20 protein-coding genes are annotated in these 18,526 nt (G+C 69.9%); 13 read left to right on the top strand and 7 right to left on the bottom strand.

Annotated features, from left to right (window positions below):
* Positions 1–24: 24 nt before the first annotated feature.
* The 5 genes from ORV05_RS32120 to ORV05_RS32100 all read left to right on the top strand — a co-directional run bounded on the left by ORV05_RS32120 (position 25) and on the right by ORV05_RS32100 (position 5,344).
* On the top strand, positions 25–1,809 hold the full coding sequence (locus ORV05_RS32120; RefSeq protein ID WP_268755639.1) for a sodium/solute symporter: 1,785 nt from the start codon (positions 25–27) through the stop codon (positions 1,807–1,809).
* Between the two features lie 206 nt (positions 1,810–2,015).
* Entirely contained in the window at positions 2,016–2,375 is a 360-nt protein-coding gene (locus ORV05_RS32115) for a DUF485 domain-containing protein (RefSeq protein ID WP_268755638.1), read from the top strand.
* Positions 2,372–3,982, top strand: coding sequence for a solute symporter family protein (locus ORV05_RS32110; protein ID WP_268755637.1), 1,611 nt, complete (start codon positions 2,372–2,374; stop codon positions 3,980–3,982). The genes ORV05_RS32115 and ORV05_RS32110 overlap by 4 nt, the downstream gene beginning before the upstream one ends.
* A 94-nt stretch (positions 3,983–4,076) precedes the next feature.
* Positions 4,077–4,424, top strand: a complete 348-nt coding sequence (locus ORV05_RS32105) for a rhodanese-like domain-containing protein (protein WP_268755636.1) — start codon at positions 4,077–4,079, stop codon at positions 4,422–4,424.
* Positions 4,425–4,429: 5 nt separating this feature from the next.
* A complete protein-coding gene (locus ORV05_RS32100; RefSeq protein ID WP_268755635.1) occupies positions 4,430–5,344 on the top strand; it encodes a DUF4328 domain-containing protein in 915 nt (304 codons plus the stop codon).
* Here the strand turns inward: ORV05_RS32100 and ORV05_RS32095 are convergent.
* The gene (locus ORV05_RS32095) at positions 5,336–6,502 is read right to left on the bottom strand and encodes a cytochrome P450 (protein WP_268755634.1); all 1,167 of its coding nucleotides are present in this window, start codon (positions 6,500–6,502) and stop codon (positions 5,336–5,338) included. The two genes, ORV05_RS32100 and ORV05_RS32095, sit on opposite strands and share 9 nt — an antisense overlap.
* A 107-nt stretch (positions 6,503–6,609) precedes the next feature.
* Between ORV05_RS32095 and ORV05_RS32090 the strand changes: the two genes are divergently transcribed.
* The 4 genes from ORV05_RS32090 (at position 6,610) to ORV05_RS32075 (ending at position 9,318) form a co-directional block, all read left to right on the top strand.
* On the top strand, positions 6,610–7,473 hold the full coding sequence (locus ORV05_RS32090) for a DUF5926 family protein (RefSeq protein ID WP_268755633.1): 864 nt from the start codon (positions 6,610–6,612) through the stop codon (positions 7,471–7,473).
* On the top strand, positions 7,470–7,811 hold the full coding sequence (locus tag ORV05_RS32085) for a DUF952 domain-containing protein (RefSeq protein WP_268755632.1): 342 nt from the start codon (positions 7,470–7,472) through the stop codon (positions 7,809–7,811). The genes ORV05_RS32090 and ORV05_RS32085 overlap by 4 nt, the downstream gene beginning before the upstream one ends.
* A gap of 185 nt (positions 7,812–7,996) precedes the next feature.
* Positions 7,997–8,491, top strand: coding sequence for a SigE family RNA polymerase sigma factor (locus tag ORV05_RS32080; protein ID WP_268755631.1), 495 nt, complete (start codon positions 7,997–7,999; stop codon positions 8,489–8,491).
* Positions 8,488–9,318 (top strand): hypothetical protein, encoded by an 831-nt coding sequence (locus ORV05_RS32075; RefSeq protein ID WP_268755630.1) that lies wholly within the window; start codon positions 8,488–8,490, stop codon positions 9,316–9,318. The genes ORV05_RS32080 and ORV05_RS32075 overlap by 4 nt, the downstream gene beginning before the upstream one ends.
* A 299-nt stretch (positions 9,319–9,617) precedes the next feature.
* Here ORV05_RS32075 and arcA read toward each other — a convergent pair whose 3' ends face one another.
* Both arcA and ORV05_RS32065 read right to left on the bottom strand, forming a co-directional pair.
* Entirely contained in the window at positions 9,618–10,829 is a 1,212-nt protein-coding gene (gene arcA / locus ORV05_RS32070) for an arginine deiminase (protein ID WP_268755629.1), read from the bottom strand.
* 9 nt (positions 10,830–10,838) lie between these two features.
* A complete protein-coding gene (locus ORV05_RS32065) occupies positions 10,839–11,645 on the bottom strand; it encodes a CPBP family intramembrane glutamic endopeptidase (protein ID WP_268755628.1) in 807 nt (268 codons plus the stop codon).
* Between the two features lie 24 nt (positions 11,646–11,669).
* Here ORV05_RS32065 and ORV05_RS32060 point away from each other — a divergent pair, with 24 nt between their 5' ends.
* The gene (locus ORV05_RS32060) at positions 11,670–12,131 is read left to right on the top strand and encodes a PPOX class F420-dependent oxidoreductase (RefSeq protein ID WP_268755627.1); all 462 of its coding nucleotides are present in this window, start codon (positions 11,670–11,672) and stop codon (positions 12,129–12,131) included.
* A 3-nt stretch (positions 12,132–12,134) separates the two neighbouring features.
* Here ORV05_RS32060 and ORV05_RS32055 read toward each other — a convergent pair whose 3' ends face one another.
* Complete coding sequence (locus tag ORV05_RS32055) at positions 12,135–12,887, bottom strand: DUF2470 domain-containing protein (RefSeq protein WP_268755626.1); 753 nt, start codon at positions 12,885–12,887, stop codon at positions 12,135–12,137.
* A 187-nt stretch (positions 12,888–13,074) separates the two neighbouring features.
* Here ORV05_RS32055 and ORV05_RS32050 point away from each other — a divergent pair, with 187 nt between their 5' ends.
* Positions 13,075–13,929, top strand: a complete 855-nt coding sequence (locus ORV05_RS32050; protein WP_268759993.1) for a hypothetical protein — start codon at positions 13,075–13,077, stop codon at positions 13,927–13,929.
* The gene (locus ORV05_RS32045) at positions 13,926–14,555 is read left to right on the top strand and encodes a helix-turn-helix domain-containing protein (RefSeq protein ID WP_268755625.1); all 630 of its coding nucleotides are present in this window, start codon (positions 13,926–13,928) and stop codon (positions 14,553–14,555) included. The genes ORV05_RS32050 and ORV05_RS32045 overlap by 4 nt, the downstream gene beginning before the upstream one ends.
* A 33-nt stretch (positions 14,556–14,588) precedes the next feature.
* Here the strand turns inward: ORV05_RS32045 and ORV05_RS32040 are convergent, their stop codons facing one another.
* From ORV05_RS32040 to ORV05_RS32030, 3 genes are all read right to left on the bottom strand, one after another.
* The gene (locus ORV05_RS32040; RefSeq protein WP_268755624.1) at positions 14,589–15,125 is read right to left on the bottom strand and encodes a TetR/AcrR family transcriptional regulator; all 537 of its coding nucleotides are present in this window, start codon (positions 15,123–15,125) and stop codon (positions 14,589–14,591) included.
* Positions 15,126–15,203: 78 nt separating this feature from the next.
* Positions 15,204–15,812, bottom strand: a complete 609-nt coding sequence (locus tag ORV05_RS32035; RefSeq protein ID WP_268755623.1) for a TMEM165/GDT1 family protein — start codon at positions 15,810–15,812, stop codon at positions 15,204–15,206.
* A 134-nt stretch (positions 15,813–15,946) separates the two neighbouring features.
* Positions 15,947–16,813 (bottom strand): NmrA/HSCARG family protein, encoded by an 867-nt coding sequence (locus ORV05_RS32030; RefSeq protein ID WP_268755622.1) that lies wholly within the window; start codon positions 16,811–16,813, stop codon positions 15,947–15,949.
* A gap of 146 nt (positions 16,814–16,959) precedes the next feature.
* Here ORV05_RS32030 and ORV05_RS32025 point away from each other — a divergent pair, with 146 nt between their 5' ends.
* Positions 16,960–18,453, top strand: coding sequence for a cytochrome ubiquinol oxidase subunit I (locus ORV05_RS32025; protein ID WP_268755621.1), 1,494 nt, complete (start codon positions 16,960–16,962; stop codon positions 18,451–18,453).
* Positions 18,454–18,526 lie beyond the last annotated feature (73 nt).

Genomic DNA, 18,526 nt, shown 5'->3' with positions numbered 1-18,526 from the left:
TTACGGCCCTGCGACAATCTCCGGGTGCGAAGCAATCCGTGGGCGCTGACCGGCATCCTGGTCGTCGCCGCGCTGACCTACTACCTGGGTCATCGCTCGTCGCGGTTTGCCAACACGACCGACGATTTCCTGGTGGCGCGCCGCACCGTGCGTTCGCGCCGCAACGCCGCCGCGATCTCCGGTGAGTACCTGTCGGCCGCGTCGTTCCTCGGCGTGGCGGGGGTCGTGCTCAAGGAGGGCGCGAACGGCCTGTGGTACCCGATCGGCTTCACCGGCGGTTATCTGGCGCTGATGCTGTTCGTGGCCGCACCGCTGCGCCGTTCCGGCGCTTACACGCTGCCGGACTTCCTGGAGGCGCGCCTCGGTTCGCTGGCCTTGCGCCGCTGCGCCACGTTGTTCGTGGTGATCATCGGTGTGCTGTACCTGGTTCCCCAGCTGCAGGGGGCGGGGCTCGCGCTGAACGCGGTGCTGCCCGGCACCCCGGCCTGGGTCGGGGCGATCGCGGTGACCGTGCTGGTCGCGGGCAACGTACTGGCCGGCGGCATGCGCGCGATCACCGTGGTGCAGGCCTTCCAGTACTGGCTGAAGCTGTTCGCCATCGCCGTGCCCGCCTTCGTGCTGTGCGCGGTGTTCGTGGCGGACCACCGCGCGGGCCCCGCCGGGGAGTTCGGCAAGCCGGCCTCGCCGGTGTTCACCGCGGAAACCACCGTGCGCATCGACGTCGAGGTGCGCCTGCGGGTCGGTTCGGTGACTCCCGTGTGGCTGAAGGAACCGGGTTCCGGCACCGAGACGCTCGTGGTGTGGCCGAAGGGCGCCACCGAGGACGTGGCGAGGGGAACGCAGCTGCGATTCGCGGCGGGCACGCCGGTTCCGGTGGTGTCCGACGCGGTCGCGGCCGAAGACGACTGGCTGGCCCCCGCGTCCGGTGGGGCCGGGGACCTGCTGAAAACGTATTCCCTGCTGCTCGCGACCGCGCTGGGCACGATGGGGCTGCCGCACGTGCTGGTCCGCTTCTACACCAATCCCGACGGCAAGGCCGCCCGGCGCACCGCGGTACACGTGTTGTTGCTGCTCGGCGTGTTCTACCTGTTCCCCACCCTGCTGGGGGCGATGTCCCGCCTGTACGTGCCGGAACTGCTCGTGACCGGGCAGACGGATGCGGCCGTGCTGCACCTGCCGCACGCGATCCTTCCCGGCCTCGCGGGCGACGTGCTGACCGCGGTGCTGATGGCGGGCGCCTTCGCCGCCTTCCTGTCCGCGGCGTCGGGGCTGGTGGTCAGCGTCGCCGGTGTCGTGTCGACGGACGTGTTCAAGGGGCGGCTGCGGGAAAACCGCTGGTCGATCTCGCTGGTCGCGCTGATCCCCGCGGTGCTGGCCGTGGTGCTGCGCCCGATGGACCTGACGCAGTCGGTGGGGATCGCGTTCGCACTCGCCGCGTCGACCTTCGCCCCGACGCTGCTCCTCGGCATCTGGTGGCGTCGCCTGACCTGGCCGGGCGCGATGGCGGGGATGCTCTTCGGTGGCGGGCTGGTGGTGGCCGCGCTGGTGTGGCGCACCGTCGACGGCTACTCGGGCAGCGATGCCCCGTGGCTGCTCGAACAGCCGGCACTGGTGACGGTGCCGCTCGCGTTCGTGATCACCTTTCTGGTCAGCCTGGCGACCCCGGCGGGCAGGCCCGCCGACGTGAACGGCGTGATGCTGCGGCTGCACGCGCCGGATCCGCTCGGGTTGATGCGGGAGCGCACGGTGGCGCGCTTCGGCGTGGTGGACGGCCGCGCGCGCGGGGGCAAGGGCCGGCACCGCAGATAGGCCTTCCCCGCCTTTGACCATTCGTAGTCGTCTTTGGGGAATTCGTTACTTCGAGTTATCGAGCATCGGGACATTGCGGGCGTAATGGGCTACGGAAAGTAGTCTCATTCACTCGAATGGACTAGCAACAGAAAGGCTTCTTAAGGGCAAGATCTACCGCAGCCATCGACGGAGAGGTAATCGATCATGGACAGCGAGGTTCTCCCGTGAGCACCACCGACCAGGGGGTCGAAGGCGCGACCCCGGGTACCGACTGGAAGACGGTGCAGCACAGCGCCGAATTCGCGCAACTGCGCCACCGGCTGCGGACCTTCGTCTTCCCGATGACGGTCCTCTTCCTCGCGTGGTACCTGCTGTACGTGCTGCTCGCCGACTACGCGCACGACTTCATGTCCACCAAGCTCGTCGGCAACATCAACGTCGGCCTCGTCATCGGGCTGCTGCAGTTCGTCTCCACGTTCGCCATCACCGGGTTGTACGTGCGGTACGCGAACCGGAAGCTGGACCCGATCGCGGACAAGATCCGTGAGGAAATCGAGGGACGGAACGAGGGAGCGGCCGCGTGAGGATCCTCGCCTCGGGCGTCGAGGGCAGCAACCCGGCGCTCAACATCACCATTTTCGCGATCTTCGTGGCGATCACGCTGCTGATCGTGTTCCGGGCCAGCCGCAACACCAAGACGGCTTCCGACTACTACGCCGCGGGCCGCGCGTTCACCGGTCCGCAGAACGGCATCGCCATCTCCGGTGACTACCTGTCGGCGGCGTCCTTCCTGGGCATCGCGGGCAGCATCGCGGTCAACGGCTACGACGGTTTCCTCTACTCGATCGGCTTCCTGGTGGCGTGGCTGGTCGCGCTCCTGCTGGTCGCCGAACTGCTGCGCAACACCGGCAAGTTCACCATGGGCGACGTGCTGGCGTTCCGGATGCGGCAGCGCCCGGTGCGCGCGGCGGCCGCCGTCTCGACGCTGGCCGTGTCCTTCTTCTACCTGCTCGCACAGATGGCCGGGGCCGGTGGCCTGGTCAACCTGCTCCTCGGCATCCAGGGTGGCGGGGGGCAGGCCGCGGTGATCGCGGGCGTCGGCGTGGTGATGATCCTCTACGTGCTGATCGGCGGCATGAAGGGCACCACCTGGGTGCAGATCATCAAGGCCGCCCTGCTGATCGCGGGCGCGCTCGCGATGACGCTGTGGGTGCTCGGCAAGTACGGGTTCAACCTGTCTTCACTGATGCAGCACGCGGTGGACAACGGCGGTAAGAACGGCGCCGCCCTGCTCGACCCGGGCAAGGCGTACGGCAAGAACGGCACCACCAAGCTGGACTTCCTGTCGCTGGGCATCGCGCTGGTGCTGGGCACCGCGGGCCTGCCGCACGTGCTGATGCGCTTCTACACGGTGCCGAGCGCCCGGGAAGCCCGTAAGTCCGTGGTGTGGGCGATCGTGCTGATCGGCGTGTTCTACCTGTTCACGCTGGTGCTCGGCTACGGCGCCGGGGCGCTGGTCGGCCCGGCGGCGATCAGCAAGGCGCCCGGCAGTTCGAACGCGGCCGCCCCGCTGCTGGCGCTGCACCTCGGCGGTCCGGTGCTGCTCGGCTTCATCGCCGCCGTCGCTTTCGCGACGATCCTGGCGGTGGTCGCCGGGCTCACCATCACGGCGTCGGCTTCGTTCGCGCACGACGTGTACGCCAACGTGATCAAGAAGGGCAAGGTGGACAGCCGCTCCGCGGAGGTCAGGGTCGCTCGCATCACCGCGCTGGTGATCGGGGCGGTGGCCATCGTCGGCGGCATCCTCGCCAAGGACCAGAACGTCGCCTTCCTGGTGGCGCTGGCCTTCGCGGTCGCCGCGTCGGCGAACCTGCCGACCCTGCTGTACTCGCTGTTCTGGAAGCGGTTCAACACCCGGGGCGCGCTGTTCAGCATCTACGGCGGCCTGATCGTCACGATCGTGCTGATCGTGTTCTCGCCCGCGGTCTCGGGCGGGGCGAAGCCGATGATCAAGGGTGTGGACTTCCACTGGTTCCCGCTGGAGAACCCGGGCCTGGTCTCGATCCCGGTTTCGTTCTTTCTCGGCTGGCTCGGCACGATGCTGTCGAAGGAGCACAACGAGGCCAAGTACGCGGAGATGGAGGTTCGTGCCCTCACCGGTGCGCACGCCGAAAAGGCGAGCGCCCACTGACGCACCGTTCGTGGCGAAGGCCACCGTCCCGGCGGGACGGTGGCCTTCGCTTTTCTTACGTGCAGGGAACGGTGTGCCGTGCGACCATGGCGGCGTGATTCCCGAGGACATCCCCACCGTGTCGGTCGCCGATCTGCCGGCCGGCGGTCTCACGCTGCTCGACGTGCGCGAGCACGACGAGTGGGTCGCAGGCCACGCGCCCGAGGCGGTGCACATCCCGCTCGGCGAACTGCCCGCCCATCTCGAGGATCTCGCGAAACTGCCCGACGACCGGCCGATCCACGTGGTCTGCCGCACCGGAGGGCGCTCCGCCCGCGCCACCGCCTGGCTCCTGGCGAACGGCTGGGACGCGGTGAACGTCGCCGGTGGCATGAAGTCCTGGCTCACCGAGGGGCGCCCGGTGGTAGGCGAACGCGGCGAGGTGCCGCCGGAAGTCCTCTAGGCCACATGCAACCGGATCGGTACCACTTCCGCCCCCGCGTGCGCTGGATCGCGTCACCGCCGCCCGGGGCGATCCCACCGCGCCGGGTCCGGCAGGCCGAGCACTACAGCGGCCCGCCCAGCTACCCGCTGATGCCGCGCTGGGGTTTCCCCAACCTGACCTGGCGCGAGCCGACCCTGGTGCCCGGGCTGCCCGCCGGCTACCCGCCGCCCATCGAGCGGATCGGGGCGCTGGGCCGCTACACCGTGACCATGCTGTGGTGCCTGGTGGGATTGGCCGCGGCCGGTGCGGTGGGCGAGTTCTGGCGGTACGCACTGCTGGTGATCAGCCGGGACGCGGCACTGGGCAGCGGGGTCGTGGGTGCCTCCGACGCGCTGGTGATCGCCACGTCCCTGCTGGCGGTCGTCTTCGGTGCGATGTCGATCGGTTTCACGCTGTGGTGGCTGCTGGTCGCGCGGCAGGCCGCGGCCGACGGGGCCGGGCAGGAACAGCCCCGCTCGACGCGTGAGGTGCTGCTCGGCGCCCTCGTGCCGGGCCTGAACCTGGTGATGGCCGGTTCGATCCTCGCCGAGCTGGAACACATGGTGCTGCGCCGCGCGCCGGACGAACGGCCCCGGCCGTCGCGGCCGGTGCTGGTCTGGTGGGCGGCCTGGGTGCTGAACGAGCTGTGCCTGATTCTGGTGGTGATCTGGCGGTTTTGGGGCGGTCTGCAGGCCCAGGCCGACGCCGTCTTCCTCAACGGGCTGGGCGACCTGTCCGCCGCCGCGCTGGCCGGGGTGACCGCGTTCGTGGTGTCGCGGATGACCGGCCTGCTGGCGCCGATCCCGCCGCACCGGTTGTCGGTGCGGCGGGTGGTCGCGGTCGCGGGTGCCCCGCCACCGGCCGGGCGTCCCGCCCGGCCGGCCGGTGCATCACGCTGAAACGGGCAGTGTGCGCAGGCCCCGGATGACGAACTCGGGGCGCCGCTGCGGCTCGGCCGCGAGCCGCAGCCCCGGCAGACGGGCGGTCAGCGCGCGCAGCGCGGCGGCGATCTCGATGCGGGCCAGCGGGGCGCCAACGCAGTAGTGGATTCCCGCGCCGAAGCCGATGTGCGGGTTGGGGGAGCGGCCGAGGTCGAGGTTTTCCGGTGTGTCGAAAACGGCCGGGTCGTGGGCCGCGGCGCCGAGCAGGGCGGCGATCTTCTCTCCCCGCGCCACGCGGACCCCGGCGATTTCCACGTCCTCGGTGGCGGTGCGTTCGAACAGCTGCAGCGGCGCGTCGAACCGGATCAGCTCCTCCACCGCCGATTCCGTCAGCGACGGGTCGTCCACGAGCCGCCGCCACTGGTCCGGGTGGCCCAGCAGGGCCCGGACACCGTTGCCGATCACGTTCACCGTCGCCTCGTGCCCGGCCATCAGCAGCAGCACACCGGTCGCCACGACCTCGTCGCCGGTCAGGTCCGCCCGCACCAGGTCGCTGAGCAGGTCGTCACCGGGCTTTTCGCGCCGCGCTTCGGCGACCTCGCGCAGGTAGCCGGCGAACTCACCGGCCGCCTTCTCGGCGGCCTGGCGCCCCTCCTCGGGCAGGTTCGGCTCGTACATCTTGACGATCGCGTTCGACCACGGCACCAGCAGCGTCCGCTCCCGTTCGGGGATGTCCAGCAGTTCCGCGATCACCGCGACCGGCAGCGGCTGGGCCAGGTGTTCGAGCACGTCGGCACTGCCGTCGGCGTCGATCCCGGCCGCGAGGTCGTCCACCAGGCGTTCGGCCAGGGCGGTCACGGTGGGCCGGAGCCGTTCGACGTGCCCGCGCCCGAACGCGGACGAGATCGACCGCCGCAGCCGGGTGTGCGCGGGAGGCTCGTTCTCCAGCAGGGAGTTGCGATGCAGGAGGTTGAACGAGACGAACTGCTCGGCGGGCCGCGCGTCGGCCCAGATCCGGCCGAGTCCGCGGTGCCGCAGTACCGCGGACGCCGCCGCGTGGGAGACGGCGATCTTCAGACCGAGGCCGTCGTGCTGGTGGACCTCTCCCTCGGCCCGCAGTCGGGCGTACTCGGGATACGGGTTGCTCAGGAAGGCGGGATCCGCGGGATCAAACATCGGATGATCCTAATAACGGATGAGGGGTGGCGGTAGGGGCGAACCGGCCCGGTCACGGGTATTCGGTAGCGTCTCCGGCCGGGCGCAACACTGGAGGAGGAGCCGACATGGGCAAGGCCGCGCGGAAGAAGAGCAAGGCGCCGAAGGTGCGCGAGGTGTTCGTCGCGCAGCCGTTCGAAGGGCTCGCCGCCGAGACGGAACTGATCGCGCTGCGCGAGTTCGTCCCGTCGGCGACCGCGAAACTGCCCCTGGCCGACGCCGGCGACCGGACCATCACCCTGGGCACCGTGCTGCCGATGGCCGCGGCCGCGTTCGTGCGCGCCGATGGTGAGGTGTTCGTCGGTCTGCAGGTGCAGACGAGGTCTTCCGACATCAGCCGCGACCTCGGCCGTTCGATCCGCTGGGCGCTGTCGGCCGAGCCGGGTGACGTGCTTTCCGTTCCCGACACGACCTCCCCGGCGGCGGAGGGCGAGCGCCTGCAGGATCTGCTGGTCGCGGACGCCGAACTCGAGGTCACGCTGCACACGAACTTCGAATGGTGGCTGCCGGAGGACACCGAGCCGAGCGGCGAGGTGAAGCTCTCGCTGGATCGCGCCAACGAGGCGATCATGCCGACCGAGCGCCTCGGCACCGGTTCCTACTGGGTGCTCGCCGGGGAGAAGGCGCATCTGCGCTGGGTGCGGCCCGAGCCGGAGAACCAGCTGCTGCAAGCGCTTGCGCGGCTGTCCGCGGCCGGGGAACTGGGCCTCGGGGAGGGCTCGCGGTACGCGGGTTCGTTCCGCGCGCACGGACTGCTCGTGCCGGTGTGGGACCTCGACCCCGAGGCCCACGCGCGCGAATGGGACGAGCCGGCGAAGCAGCTCGGGGCACGCCTCGACGAGGCGCTGGCGTCGCTGGAGAGCGAGCCGCTGAACGCGAGCGAACGTCGCGCTCGTGACGGTCTGATCGGGCGCCAGCTGACCCTGCGGTGATCCTCCACATCTGCGCCGCCGGGGACTGGACCGGCGGCGAGTACCGTGCTCCCTCCCTGGACAGCGAGGGCTTCATCCACTGCTCGGACCCGGGTACCGCGCACCTGCCCGCGAACGCCCTGTTCGCCGGCCGCACCGACCTGGTGCTGGTGGAGATCGACCCGGCCCGTCTCGGTGTCCCGGTGCGCTGGGAAGCGGGCAGCCCGCCGCATCCCGCGGGCGTCTGGTTCCCGCACGTCTACGGGCCGATCCGGCCCGAAGCCGTGATCGCCGTGCATCCCTTCCCACCTGGGCCGGACGGCACCTTCCGGCTGCCCGCGACCCTCGCCCACCGCTGACGTCACCCGAAGGGGTGTAACCCGGACCGGTCACGGGGGCAACCTTCCACCGACCGTGCGCGTGCTTCGCAACGAGCATGCTCAGCACTGGCGATGTGGGGGAAAGACGTGAGGCGGCGGGAGACGTTACGGTGACTTCGACCGTTCCGGCCATAGCGAGCTGGCCGGTGGGGAGGGGATCACCGATGGCGGGTGAGCTCGCGGACTTCGAGGAGTTCGTGCAGGCGAGCCTTCCCGGTCTGCTCCGGTACGGGCACGCGCTCACCGGCAATCCCCACGACGCGGCCGATCTCGTCCAGTCGGTGCTGGAGAAGATCGGCGCCCGGTGGACCCACGTGCAGCGCAAGACCGGTGATCCGCTCGCCTACATCCGCCGGTCGATGGCCAACGCGCACATCAGCCGCTGGCGCCGCACCCGCCGGGAGAACCTGGTTGCCGACGTGCCCGAGCCGCCGGTGGTCACCCCGGACGATCCGTTCGAACACGAACCACTGTGGCAGGCACTACGCGAGTTGCCGCCGAGGCAACGTGCCGTCATCGTGCTGCGTTACTACGAAGGATTGTCCGAAACGGAGATCGCGCGGAGCCTCGGGATCAGCCCGGGGACCGTGAAGAGCCAGGCCAGCAAGGCGATGACGTCGTTGCGCATGAAGATCGCCGGAGGGAGGGAAGTGCGGTGACCCACGGGGACGACCTGGAAGGCGAGCTTCGCCGCTTGTTCTCGGACGAGCGGCTGGACCTCCGCCCCCGCGGGAACGCCGCGGCCGCCGTGGTCGCCGGCGCCCGCCGGGTGCGGCGCCGCCGCGCACTGACGACGGCGACCAGCGGGGTCCTCGCGGCCATCCTGCTGGTCGGGGCGGTGCTGTATTTCGGGGCGCCAAGCGGCGGCGGGCAGCAGCAGGTCGCCGCGCCCCCGCCGGAACAGAGCGCGGGCGAACCGGCCTACACCTACCCGCCACCGCCGGTCCCGATCGGCGCCCCCGCCCGCGGTCCGCTGGACGAGGACACCACCGGTGGCCCGGAGCAGGTCCCGCCCGCATCTCCGGTGACGCGGCCCGCGACCTCCGCGCCCGACATGACCACCACGGCACCACGCATGTCGGGGGTGCCGCTGAGCGCGATCACCGTGCTCGGCCCGGACGGCTACGGCGCGCTGCGGCTCGGCATGTCCTTCGACCAGGCGAAGGCCACCGGACAACTCACCGCCGCCGACGCCCCGTCCGCCACCTGCACCCGCTACACGCTGCGGGAGGGTGCCGCCGCGGTCGGCTCGGTGCTCATCTCCCCGAAGGCGGGCATCGTGGGCTTCGACGCCACCGGTGCCCGCACGCCCGAGTCGGTGCACGTCGGCTCGACCGTGGAACAGCTCGCCGCCGCCTATCCGGATCTGGTCAGGACCCCCGACGGGTTCGCCGCACCCGCCGGCCGGGGCGCGACCTACCAGTTCACCATCGACGACCACGACCAGGTCTCCGCGCTACGGCTCGCGGCCTCAACCGGCTGTTGAGTCCCGTGAGGGGTCCCCTCACGGCCGATAGGGCCAGGGTCCCGGCAAAGTCGTGTTGGCCCTGGTTGCAGGGCAGGCACGGTCTCTAGTTGATCATGTGGTTTGTCGAAGACCGCGTGATCATGTGAGAGAGCCGTGCCTGCCGTTGCATCATGCCCCACTGTTGCTGGTTTTGATCGTTTGGCCCCCGCTGACGGGCTGCCCGCCAAGCCGATAGGGCTGTGAGGGGTCCCCTCACGGCACGACGGCACCAGCTTCGGCGCCTGTGCCCTGGTTGAGACTCCACATCGATACGGTTCCTAGGGGAGGTCCAGGGAATCGCGGAAGATGGGGCAGGACATGCACCTCGGGCCGCCCCGGCCGGAGCCGAGTTCGGAGCCCGCGATCGCCAGGACCTCGATCCCGGCGTCCTCGAGCCGCGCGTTGGTCTCCACGTTGCGTTCGTAGCCGACCACGACACCCGGCGCCAGCGCGAGGGTGTTGTTCCCGTCGTCCCACTGCTCCCGCTCGGCGGTCACCGGGTCCAGGCCGGTGTCGATCACCCGCAGCTTTTCGACGCCCATCGCTTCGGCCGCCGCGTGCAGGAAGGGCTCGGGACCGTCCACCCGCAGGGAGCCGTCGTGGCCGGGCCGCAGCGTGTACGCCACCAGCGAATCCCGGGCCAGCGGGTACATCACGAAGGCGTCGCGGTCCACCATGGTGCACACGGTGTCCAGGTGCATCGTCGCGCGGGCCTGTGCGATGGGCACCGCGAGCACGGTGTGCACGAGGTGGTCGGCGAACACCGAGCGTGCCAGCGACTCCGCCCCGGCGGGGCTCGTCCGCTCGCCGATGCCGACCGCGAGTACTCCGGGCGCCAGCAGCATCACGTCGCCGCCCTCGACGGGCGCCGAATGGGCGCCGTACGCGCGGGCCGCGTGCCGGAAGCGGGGGTGGTAGGCGTAGATGAGGTCCAGCAGCGCCGTTTCCCGGCGCCGGGCGGGCATCGCCAGCGACGAGATGGCGACCCGGTCCCCGATCCAGACCGACGAGTCGCGGGTGAACAGCAGGTTCGGCAGCGGGTCGACCGCGAAGTCGTGCGGGTGGTGCATCTTCCGGACCAGTGAGGCGCCTTCGGCGGCGGGCAGTTCCTCGAAGGTGACCCCGGAGATCAGCACGTGTGCGAGGGTGGCCGCGTCGACCCCGGAAAGGTGCGAGCTCAGCGAGTCGGCGAGATTGTCGCCCAGCCGCCGCCCGTCCACCGCCGCCCGGATCCCGGCGGCATGCGCCCGGGAATCCGCCAGCGCGGTGGTCAGCACTTCGGCCAGCAGCAGCACCTCGACGCCACGGCTCCGCAGGACCTCGGCGAAGGAGTCGTGCTCCTGCTGCGCCCGGTCCACCCAGGGAATCGAATCGAACAGTAGTTGGTCGTTGTTGCGGGGCGTGAGCCTTTTGAGCTCTTCACCCGGCCGGTGGAGCAGCACGGTACGCAGTGGTCCGACTTCGCTGTCCACCCTCGGTCGGCTGGTCATGGCCGCAGCCTACGGCAGCCAGGACAGGTGGCCCTTCAACAGCGAATAGCCCACGAAGGACACCACGTCGAGCAGGGTGTGCGCGAGGATCAGGGGCCACAGCCGGTTGGTCCGCTGCCATACCCGGCCGAACACCAGGCCCATCACCAGATTCCCCACGAAACCGCCGAAGCCCTGGTAGAGGTGGTAGCTCCCGCGGAGCACGGCGGCCGCCAGCAGCGAGCGGTTCTCACGGACCGCGAGCTGCCGCAGCCGGGTCAGCAGGTAGCCGATGACGAGCATTTCCTCGGCGAAGGCGTTGCCGAAGGCCGAACAGGTCAGCGCGATGGGCCGCCACCAGGTGTCGCCCAGCGTCGAGGGCACGACCGCGAGGTTGAAGCCGAGTTTCCAGCCGGCGTAGTACAGCGCCAGACCGGGGATGCCGATCAACGCGGCCAGCCCGGCGCCGCCGAGCACGTCGCGCCTGCGCCAGGACAGGCCTACCGAGCGGAGCCGGATCCCGGCGCGGACCAGCAGGTATGCGCCGAGTGCGCCCCAGCCCACCAGCTGCAGGGCGCCGAGTAGCTGCGCGAGCAGGTCGAGCAGATCGGCCGCGGCCCTCGGCACGTTCAGCGCGACCTGCTGTTTGCTCAACGGAGCCGGTTTGAGCAGCGAGTCGAGCAGCGAAAGCAGGCTGCGGGCGCCGGACATGCCCAGCGTGATACCGAAGACGATCAGCAGTTCGATCCTGATCAGCCGTCGTTCGGACTCGTCACCGATCGCCTCGGGTGTCTCCGGCCGGTCGGGGCGCAGCCAGTCGCGGGCAACGGAGGTCACGCGCGCACGCTACCTTCTTGATTCATGGCACCGAAAATAGCGACCGCGGACCGAGTGGGGCGTGAAGAACTGCTGGAGTTCCTGCGTCCCCGGCACCGCGCGATCCTGATGACCACCCGGGCCGACGGGCGCCCGCAGTTGTCCCCGGTGACCGCCGGGATCGACCCCGAGGGCCGGTTCGTGCTGTCCACGTATCCGAGCCGGGCGAAGGTGGCCAACGTCCGCCGCGAACCGCGCGTGTCGGCCTGCGTGCTGTCCGACGAATGGAACGGCGCGTGGGTGCAGATCGACGGCCGGGCCGAGGTGCTCGACCTGCCGGAGGCACTGGAGCCGCTGGTCGAGTACTACCGGTGCATCTCCGGTGAGCACCCGGACTGGGACGAGTACCGCGCGGCGATGCGACGTCAGGGCAAGTCCCTGATCCGGGTGACCATCGAATCCTGGGGCCCGATCGCCACCGGTGGTTTCCCGCCGGGTGTGGCCTGATCGCTACCCCTGGCGCTGGGCGGCGAGGAACGGGCAGCCGACCAGGCGCCGCAGTTCCACGGCGAGCTGAGGCGGGTCCGACACGGGGCGCGAGAACGCGAGGCGCACGTCGTGGTCGCCCGAGTCGGTCTCGACCCGCAGCCGCAGGCCGAACTGGTCCAGCCCCAGCGGCCGGATCAGGCCGCCGCGCAGTTCTGCCGGGAGGTGGCGGGCGAGTTGCCCGACCACGTCCGGGTGCCGGTGTTCCAGGTGGCGCAGCCAGTCGCTCTCCTGCCGGTGGAACGGGTCGGGTTCGGCGGCACTGAAGGCATGGGGCAGCAGGGAGTGGGTTCCCTCGGCATCGGCCAGGACGAGCGAGGCCGGGGTGAGCCGCAGCATCGCCATCCCGTGGCCGAGGTCCAGCAGGCGGGGGTCCGGCCGCTGTTCGGCGATGACCAGTGCCTCCGCCCTGGCTTCGGTTTCGTCGAGGAGGTCCAGCCAGCCGGTGATCCACAGCAGTCCGCGCACCGGTTCGCGGAGTTCGACCGGGGCCAGGTCGGTCAGTTCGACGACGGTCGCGCCGGACGGGAGCGGGTGGTCCTCGGGGAGCAGGATGCTCACGCTTCCGTTCGCGTGCACGTGGTGCAGTTCCGGCCGGACCCGCTCGCCGGGCAGCCCGGTCGGCAGTACCACGGCCGGGTAGTGCCGGGCGGCGATCGTCCTGGCCCGTGCGGCGGGGCTCGGCGCGGGGGGACGGCGGGTGAAGGTCGCGGACACGGACCACCTCCTACTAAGGCAAGCCTAACTTGCCGCCCCGAAAAGGGAAAGCGGTCACACTGACGTGTCCCCGCGAACCGGTTTGACGCGGCCCGTGGGCCGTTCGGTCTCATCTCGGGATGTCCGCCCTGCGGACCCGTTTGTCCGGCTGCCGTACGCTACTAGCGTGTCCCTTGTGTCAAGCGCTGTGGAACTCACGCCCCCGGGGCCCCGTGGAATTCCTCCCCTGTTCGCGCGGCTCGTCGACGACTCGGCGCTGTTCCCTCCGAGGACCGCGACCATGCCGGAAGCGCTGCGAGAACACTTCGAGACGAGGGCCGGTGAGCGCTCGGGACTGCTGGGGGTTTTCCTCTGCCAGGCGTCCCGGCTGCCCGAGCTCATCACCGAGCTCATCAAGGTGAAGCCCAAGCAGCCGCTGCCGCTGTCGCTCATCATCGACACCGGCCTCGGCGGGGTACCCAAGGCGATCTCGATCGTGGAGTCCCGCAGCGAACTGCTCTCCCTGCGCATGGTGGAGATGCCCGCACCCTCCGATGTGGACGAGGTGTGGCTCGAGCGGGTGTCGGAGTTCGTGCCCGAGGACGTGATCAGGGTGGTCGAACCGCGGCGCGGGGTCGGCTGGCTCGACGGCGTGCGCAAGGTGATCGAGCACGGCAGCTGGCCCAAGATCCGCTGCGGCGGGCTGTCCAGCGAGAACTTCCCCAGCGTGGACGAGGTGGCCGACTTCCTGTCCGTGGTCAGCTCGTTCACCGGCGCCTCCTTCAAGGCGACGAACAGCCTGCACCGCGCGGTACGGCACGAGGCGCCGGACACCGGCATCGTGCACCACGGTTTCCTCAACCTGCTCGTCGCCGTCGGGCGCTGCCTCTCCGGCGGCGACGTGCGTGACGCGCTGTCCTCCACCGACGGTGAAGGGCTGGCCGAGGAGGCGCGCGGGCTGTCCGAGCCGGCCGCGAAGGCGGTGCGTGCCCTGTTCGCCTCGTACGCTTCGGCCACCTTCGCCGAGCCTGTCGCCGATCTCGAGGCCCTCGACCTGTTGTGACCGCCGAGGGCGCGCTGACCCTGGACCGCGGCCTGGCCCTGCTGCAGGCGGTGGCGGACGCGGGCGGTGACGCCGCGACCATTTCGGAGCTGGCCGCGACCATCGGCGCGAGCCGCGCGGCGGTGTACCGGCTGCTGGTGCCGTTGTCGGCGCGTGGACTGGTGCGGCGCGACGGCAACAAGGTACGGCTGTCGGTGGGGGTGCTGCGGCTGGCGGGTCAGGTGCTGCCGCAGTTGCGGGAGGCGGCGCGCCCGGTGCTGCGGGCACTGGCGGAGAAGGCGGAGGCCACCGCCCACCTGTCCCTCGCCGAGGGCGACCACGTGGAGGCGGTGGTGGTGGTCGAACCGTCCTCGACCGATGTCCACGTGGCCTACCGGGTCGGCACCCGGCAGCCGATCGGGGCGGGAGCCGCGGGCAAGGCGCTGTCGCTGAAGCAGGAGGGCCGCGGCTGGGTCACTTCGTCCGGTGACGTGGCGCGAGGGGTCGTCTCGCTCGCCGCGCCGGTGCGGGGTGTGCCGGCGCTGAAGGCGAGCGTGGGCGTGCTGTCGCTGGGGCCGGTGCGGGCGGAGGTGACCGGCCCGCAGGTGGTGGCGGCGGCGATCGCGCTCACCGGGGCACTGAAGTGAACGCCGTGAGGGCCTTCCTCACGGCGTGTCGGGTCAGTTGACGAGGGCGATGAGGGTCCGGGTGGCGTTCTGCAGGGGCCCGGCCGACTGCCGGGCGCGAGCCAGCAGCAGCGCACCTTCCACGGTGACGACGATGTGTTCGGCCAGTCGTGCGGCCTCCTCGGCCTCGCGACCGTGCTTTTCCAGGTATTCGGCCAGGGTCCGGGTCCACCGTTCGAACACCGCTTCGGCGGCGGCCCGGATCGGCTCGGATTCCGAAGCCATCTCCAGCGTCACCGTCGCGATGGGGCATCCCTGGCGGTACTCGGAGCCGACGAGCATCTGCTCGTGCAGGGCGATGTAGTTCTCCACGAGATAGGCCGGGGTCTCGGCGTGCACGGCGAGTTCGCGCAGCGCTTCGGCCACGTACTCGCCCGCCGTGGTCAGCGCCTCGACGGCGAGTTCTTCCTTGCCGGGGAATCCTCCCTCCTCGACGAGTTCGGCGAGGCCGGCGGCCGCGTAGCCGCGCTCCTGGAACAGGCGGCCGGCGAGGCGGACCGCCCTGGCTGAGGCGTCGGGGGAAACGTCCATCGCGCCATCCTAGAGTTCATGATCACCCGCCGGGATGAGCACTTCCCGCGGCCACGCGAAATCTCCAAAAACAGGCCCTTAGGCGGTTACGGCCTGCCAGGTGGCTATCACGGCGAGTCCGGCGAAGACGAAACCGGCGAAGCGCTGCAACTTCTTCGGGTGGATGCGGTTGCGGACCTTCCGGCCGAGGAGCACCGCGATCCCGGCGACGGCGATCAGGGCGAGGAAGGCGCCGAGGCCGACCGCGAACGGCGCGCCGTAGCGCGCGGCGAGCGCGGCGGTGGCCAGTTGCGAGGCGTCACCCCATTCGGCGGCGAACAGCACGCCGAACGAGGTGAGCGCCGCGCGGACGAAGCTCACCGGCCCGGGCCCGGAGCGGGCGGCGTCCTCCTCGCCGTCGCTGTCGGCGGAAAAACCCTCCCGCAGCAGCAGGAAGGCACCGAGTCCGAACAGTGCGGCGATCACGGTGGCCACCAGAGCGTCCGGCAGGAAGGTCAGTGCGTGGCCGAACGCGACCGCGATCGCGGATTGCACGGCGAACGCGACGGCCACGCCGGCGAAGACCGGCCAGGCACGGAAACGAGTGGTCAGCACGAGCGTGGCGACCAGCGTCTTGTCCGGCAGTTCGACCGCGAGGACCAGCAGGAACGTACTGGCCAGCGTGAGCAGCGCGGTGGACAACCCCATTTCCGCCCCCTTTCACTGCAACGATAAAGGGGAATGCCGGAAAATGCCAGTGGGCCGGAATCGCGAATCGCCGGTTTTGGTGCGGTGTTATATCTGTTTTCGGCGAGCCGAAATCAATTCTTTCGACTGCCTCGTCAGGCGAGGATTTCCTTCAGCTTCGCCGCGCCGGTTCGCTCCAGCCAGGCGGAAAACGTCAGCAGGCCGGGGTGCCTGCGACGCAGGTCATCGATGTCGGCGATCGGCTCCTTGATCGAGTTCATCAGCTCGTAGCCGCGGGCGTACCGTTCGTCGATCTTCCGGAGGTCGTCGAGCGACAGGTGGACGTAGGGGACGTCCATTCCGGTCGCGGCGCTCACGGCCGCCGCAATCTCGCCCGGGGTCAGGCCGTCTCCGGCCAGTTCCAGCGTCTGCCCCCGGTAGTCGTCCGGATGGGACAGCGCGAGCGCGGTGAAGGCGGCGATGTCCTCCAGCGCGATCAACTGCTGGCGCGTCCCGGGGTTCAGTGCGGTGCGGAGGGCGCCGTCACGCAGGCCGAAGATCGGCATGAAGTAGTTCTCCATGAACGAGCTCGGGCGCAGGACGGTGGCCGAGATGCCGAGTTCGCGCAGGTAGCGCTCGATCGCCCACTTGTCCTTCTGCAAGCCCTTTTCCGCGAGCATGTCGGCGCCGAGGCCCGAGCTGTAGACCAGGTGCTCGACCTCTGCTCGCCGGGCCGCGTCGGCGACGTTCTTTCCGGCCAGGAACTCGTCCTGATCCGGAGTCTTGGGGCCGGGATGGACGGAAAAGACGCCGTGCACACCGCGCATGTGCCGTTCGACCGACGCCGGATCCGCGAGGTCTCCGGCGACCACCTCCGCGCCGGCCTCCGCCAGTGCTCGTGCCTTCGGGGAGGTGGGATCCCGGGTGAGGGTCCGCACCTGCCAGCCGTCGGCGAGAAGCCGTGCGGCCACCGCGCCGCCTTGTTGTCCGGTGGCGCCGGTGACCAGGGCCGTTCTGTCCACGTGATTCTCCCTTTAATCGGGGCGATCGTTCCGGTTTCAAGATACGGAACGATCGCCCCGGTTGTCAAAGATCAGGGACTTAGGTCCCGGCAAGATCAGGACCACGGGACCTGACGCCGACCGTCTCACCCCAGCAGGATGAACGTGTGGACGTGCTTGAGTTGGCTCGGTGGCAGTTCGGTATCACGACCGTCTACCACTTCCTCATGGTTCCGTTGACGATCGGCCTGTCCGTCCTCGTCGCGGGCATGCAGACCGCCTGGGTCCGGACCGGGGACCAGCGGTACTACAAGATGACCAAGTTCTGGGGCAAGCTGCTCCTGGTCAACTTCGCCATGGGAGTGGTGACCGGAATCGTCCAGGAGTTCCAGTTCGGCATGGCCTGGAACGCCTATTCGCGATTCGTCGGGGACGTCTTCGGCGCCCCGCTGGCGATGGAGGGCCTGGTGGCCTTCTTCATCGAATCGACCTTCCTCGGACTGTGGATCTTCGGCTGGGACCGCCTGCCGAAGAAGGCGCACCTTGCCTGTGCCTGGGCGTTTTCGCTCGCCACCGCGGTTTCGGCCTACTTCATCCTCGCCGCCAACTCCTGGATGCAGCATCCGGTCGGCGTCGATCTCGTCAACGGCAAGCCGACCATGAAGTCGATCTGGGCGGTGCTGACCAACAGCACGGCGCTGGCCGCGATCCCGCACACCCTCGCGGGCGCGTTCTCGGTCGCCGCCGCCTTCCTGGTCGGCATGGCGGCCTGGCACCTGTGGCGCAAGCGCAAGGAGGACGACGAGCATCGCGCCGTCTGGCGCTCCTCGCTGCGCCTCGGCGGCTGGGTCGGTGTGGTCGCCTTCGTCGTGCTCGCCATCACCGGTGACGTGCAGGGCAAGCTGATGTTCCAGCAACAGCCCATGAAGATGGCCTCGGCCGAAGCGCTCTGCCACACCGAAAAGCCCGCCAGCTTCTCCATCATCGCCATTGGCGACGTGGGCAAGGAGAACTGCGAGGACGTCAAGACCTTCAGTGTCCCGGCCCTGCTTTCCTTCCTCGCGCACAACGACTTCAAGACCGAGGTCAAGGGTGTGCAGGACCTGGTGGGTGAGTACCAGGCCAAGTACGGCACGAACTACCCCGTCGATCCCGCGCTGGGCGAGCTGTCCGGCAAGCCCATCGACTACGTCCCGAACCTCCCGGTGACCTACTGGGGCTTCCGGATGATGATCGGTTTCGGCGCGATCTCGGCCGGGATGGGCCTGCTCGCGCTGTGGGTGACCCGCCGCGGCCGCATCCCCGACACGAAGTGGTTCCCGCGCCTGATGCTGCTCGCCGTGGCCACACCCTTCCTCGGCAACAGCACGGGCTGGATCTTCACCGAAATGGGGCGGCAGCCCTTCGTGGTGGCCCCGAATCCGTCCGGAGTGGACGGTGTGTGGATGTTCACCGCGCGGGCCGTGTCGAACCTGTCCACCGGCGAGGTGTGGACCTCGCTGATCGCGCTGACCCTGATCTACGCGGTGCTCGCCGGGGTCGAGGTCTTCCTGATGCGCAAGTACGTGCGCGGCGGGATCGAAGGCGTCATCCCGCCCGCACAGGACGGGGACAAGACCGGCAAGACCGACTCGGGCGAGACCCTCGCCTTCGCCTACTAGGAACCGACATGTGCAGCTGTGGACAACCCCGGGTGTTGTGGACAACCCGGTGGACAACTGATCGCGAGGACGA

This window comes from Amycolatopsis cynarae, assembly GCF_026802195.1.
In the GTDB taxonomy this organism is placed as follows: domain Bacteria; phylum Actinomycetota; class Actinomycetes; order Mycobacteriales; family Pseudonocardiaceae; genus Amycolatopsis_E; species Amycolatopsis_E rhizosphaerae.
The sequence above is the reverse complement of the archived record's forward strand: the minus strand, read 5'-3'. Positions and strand labels throughout refer to the sequence as shown.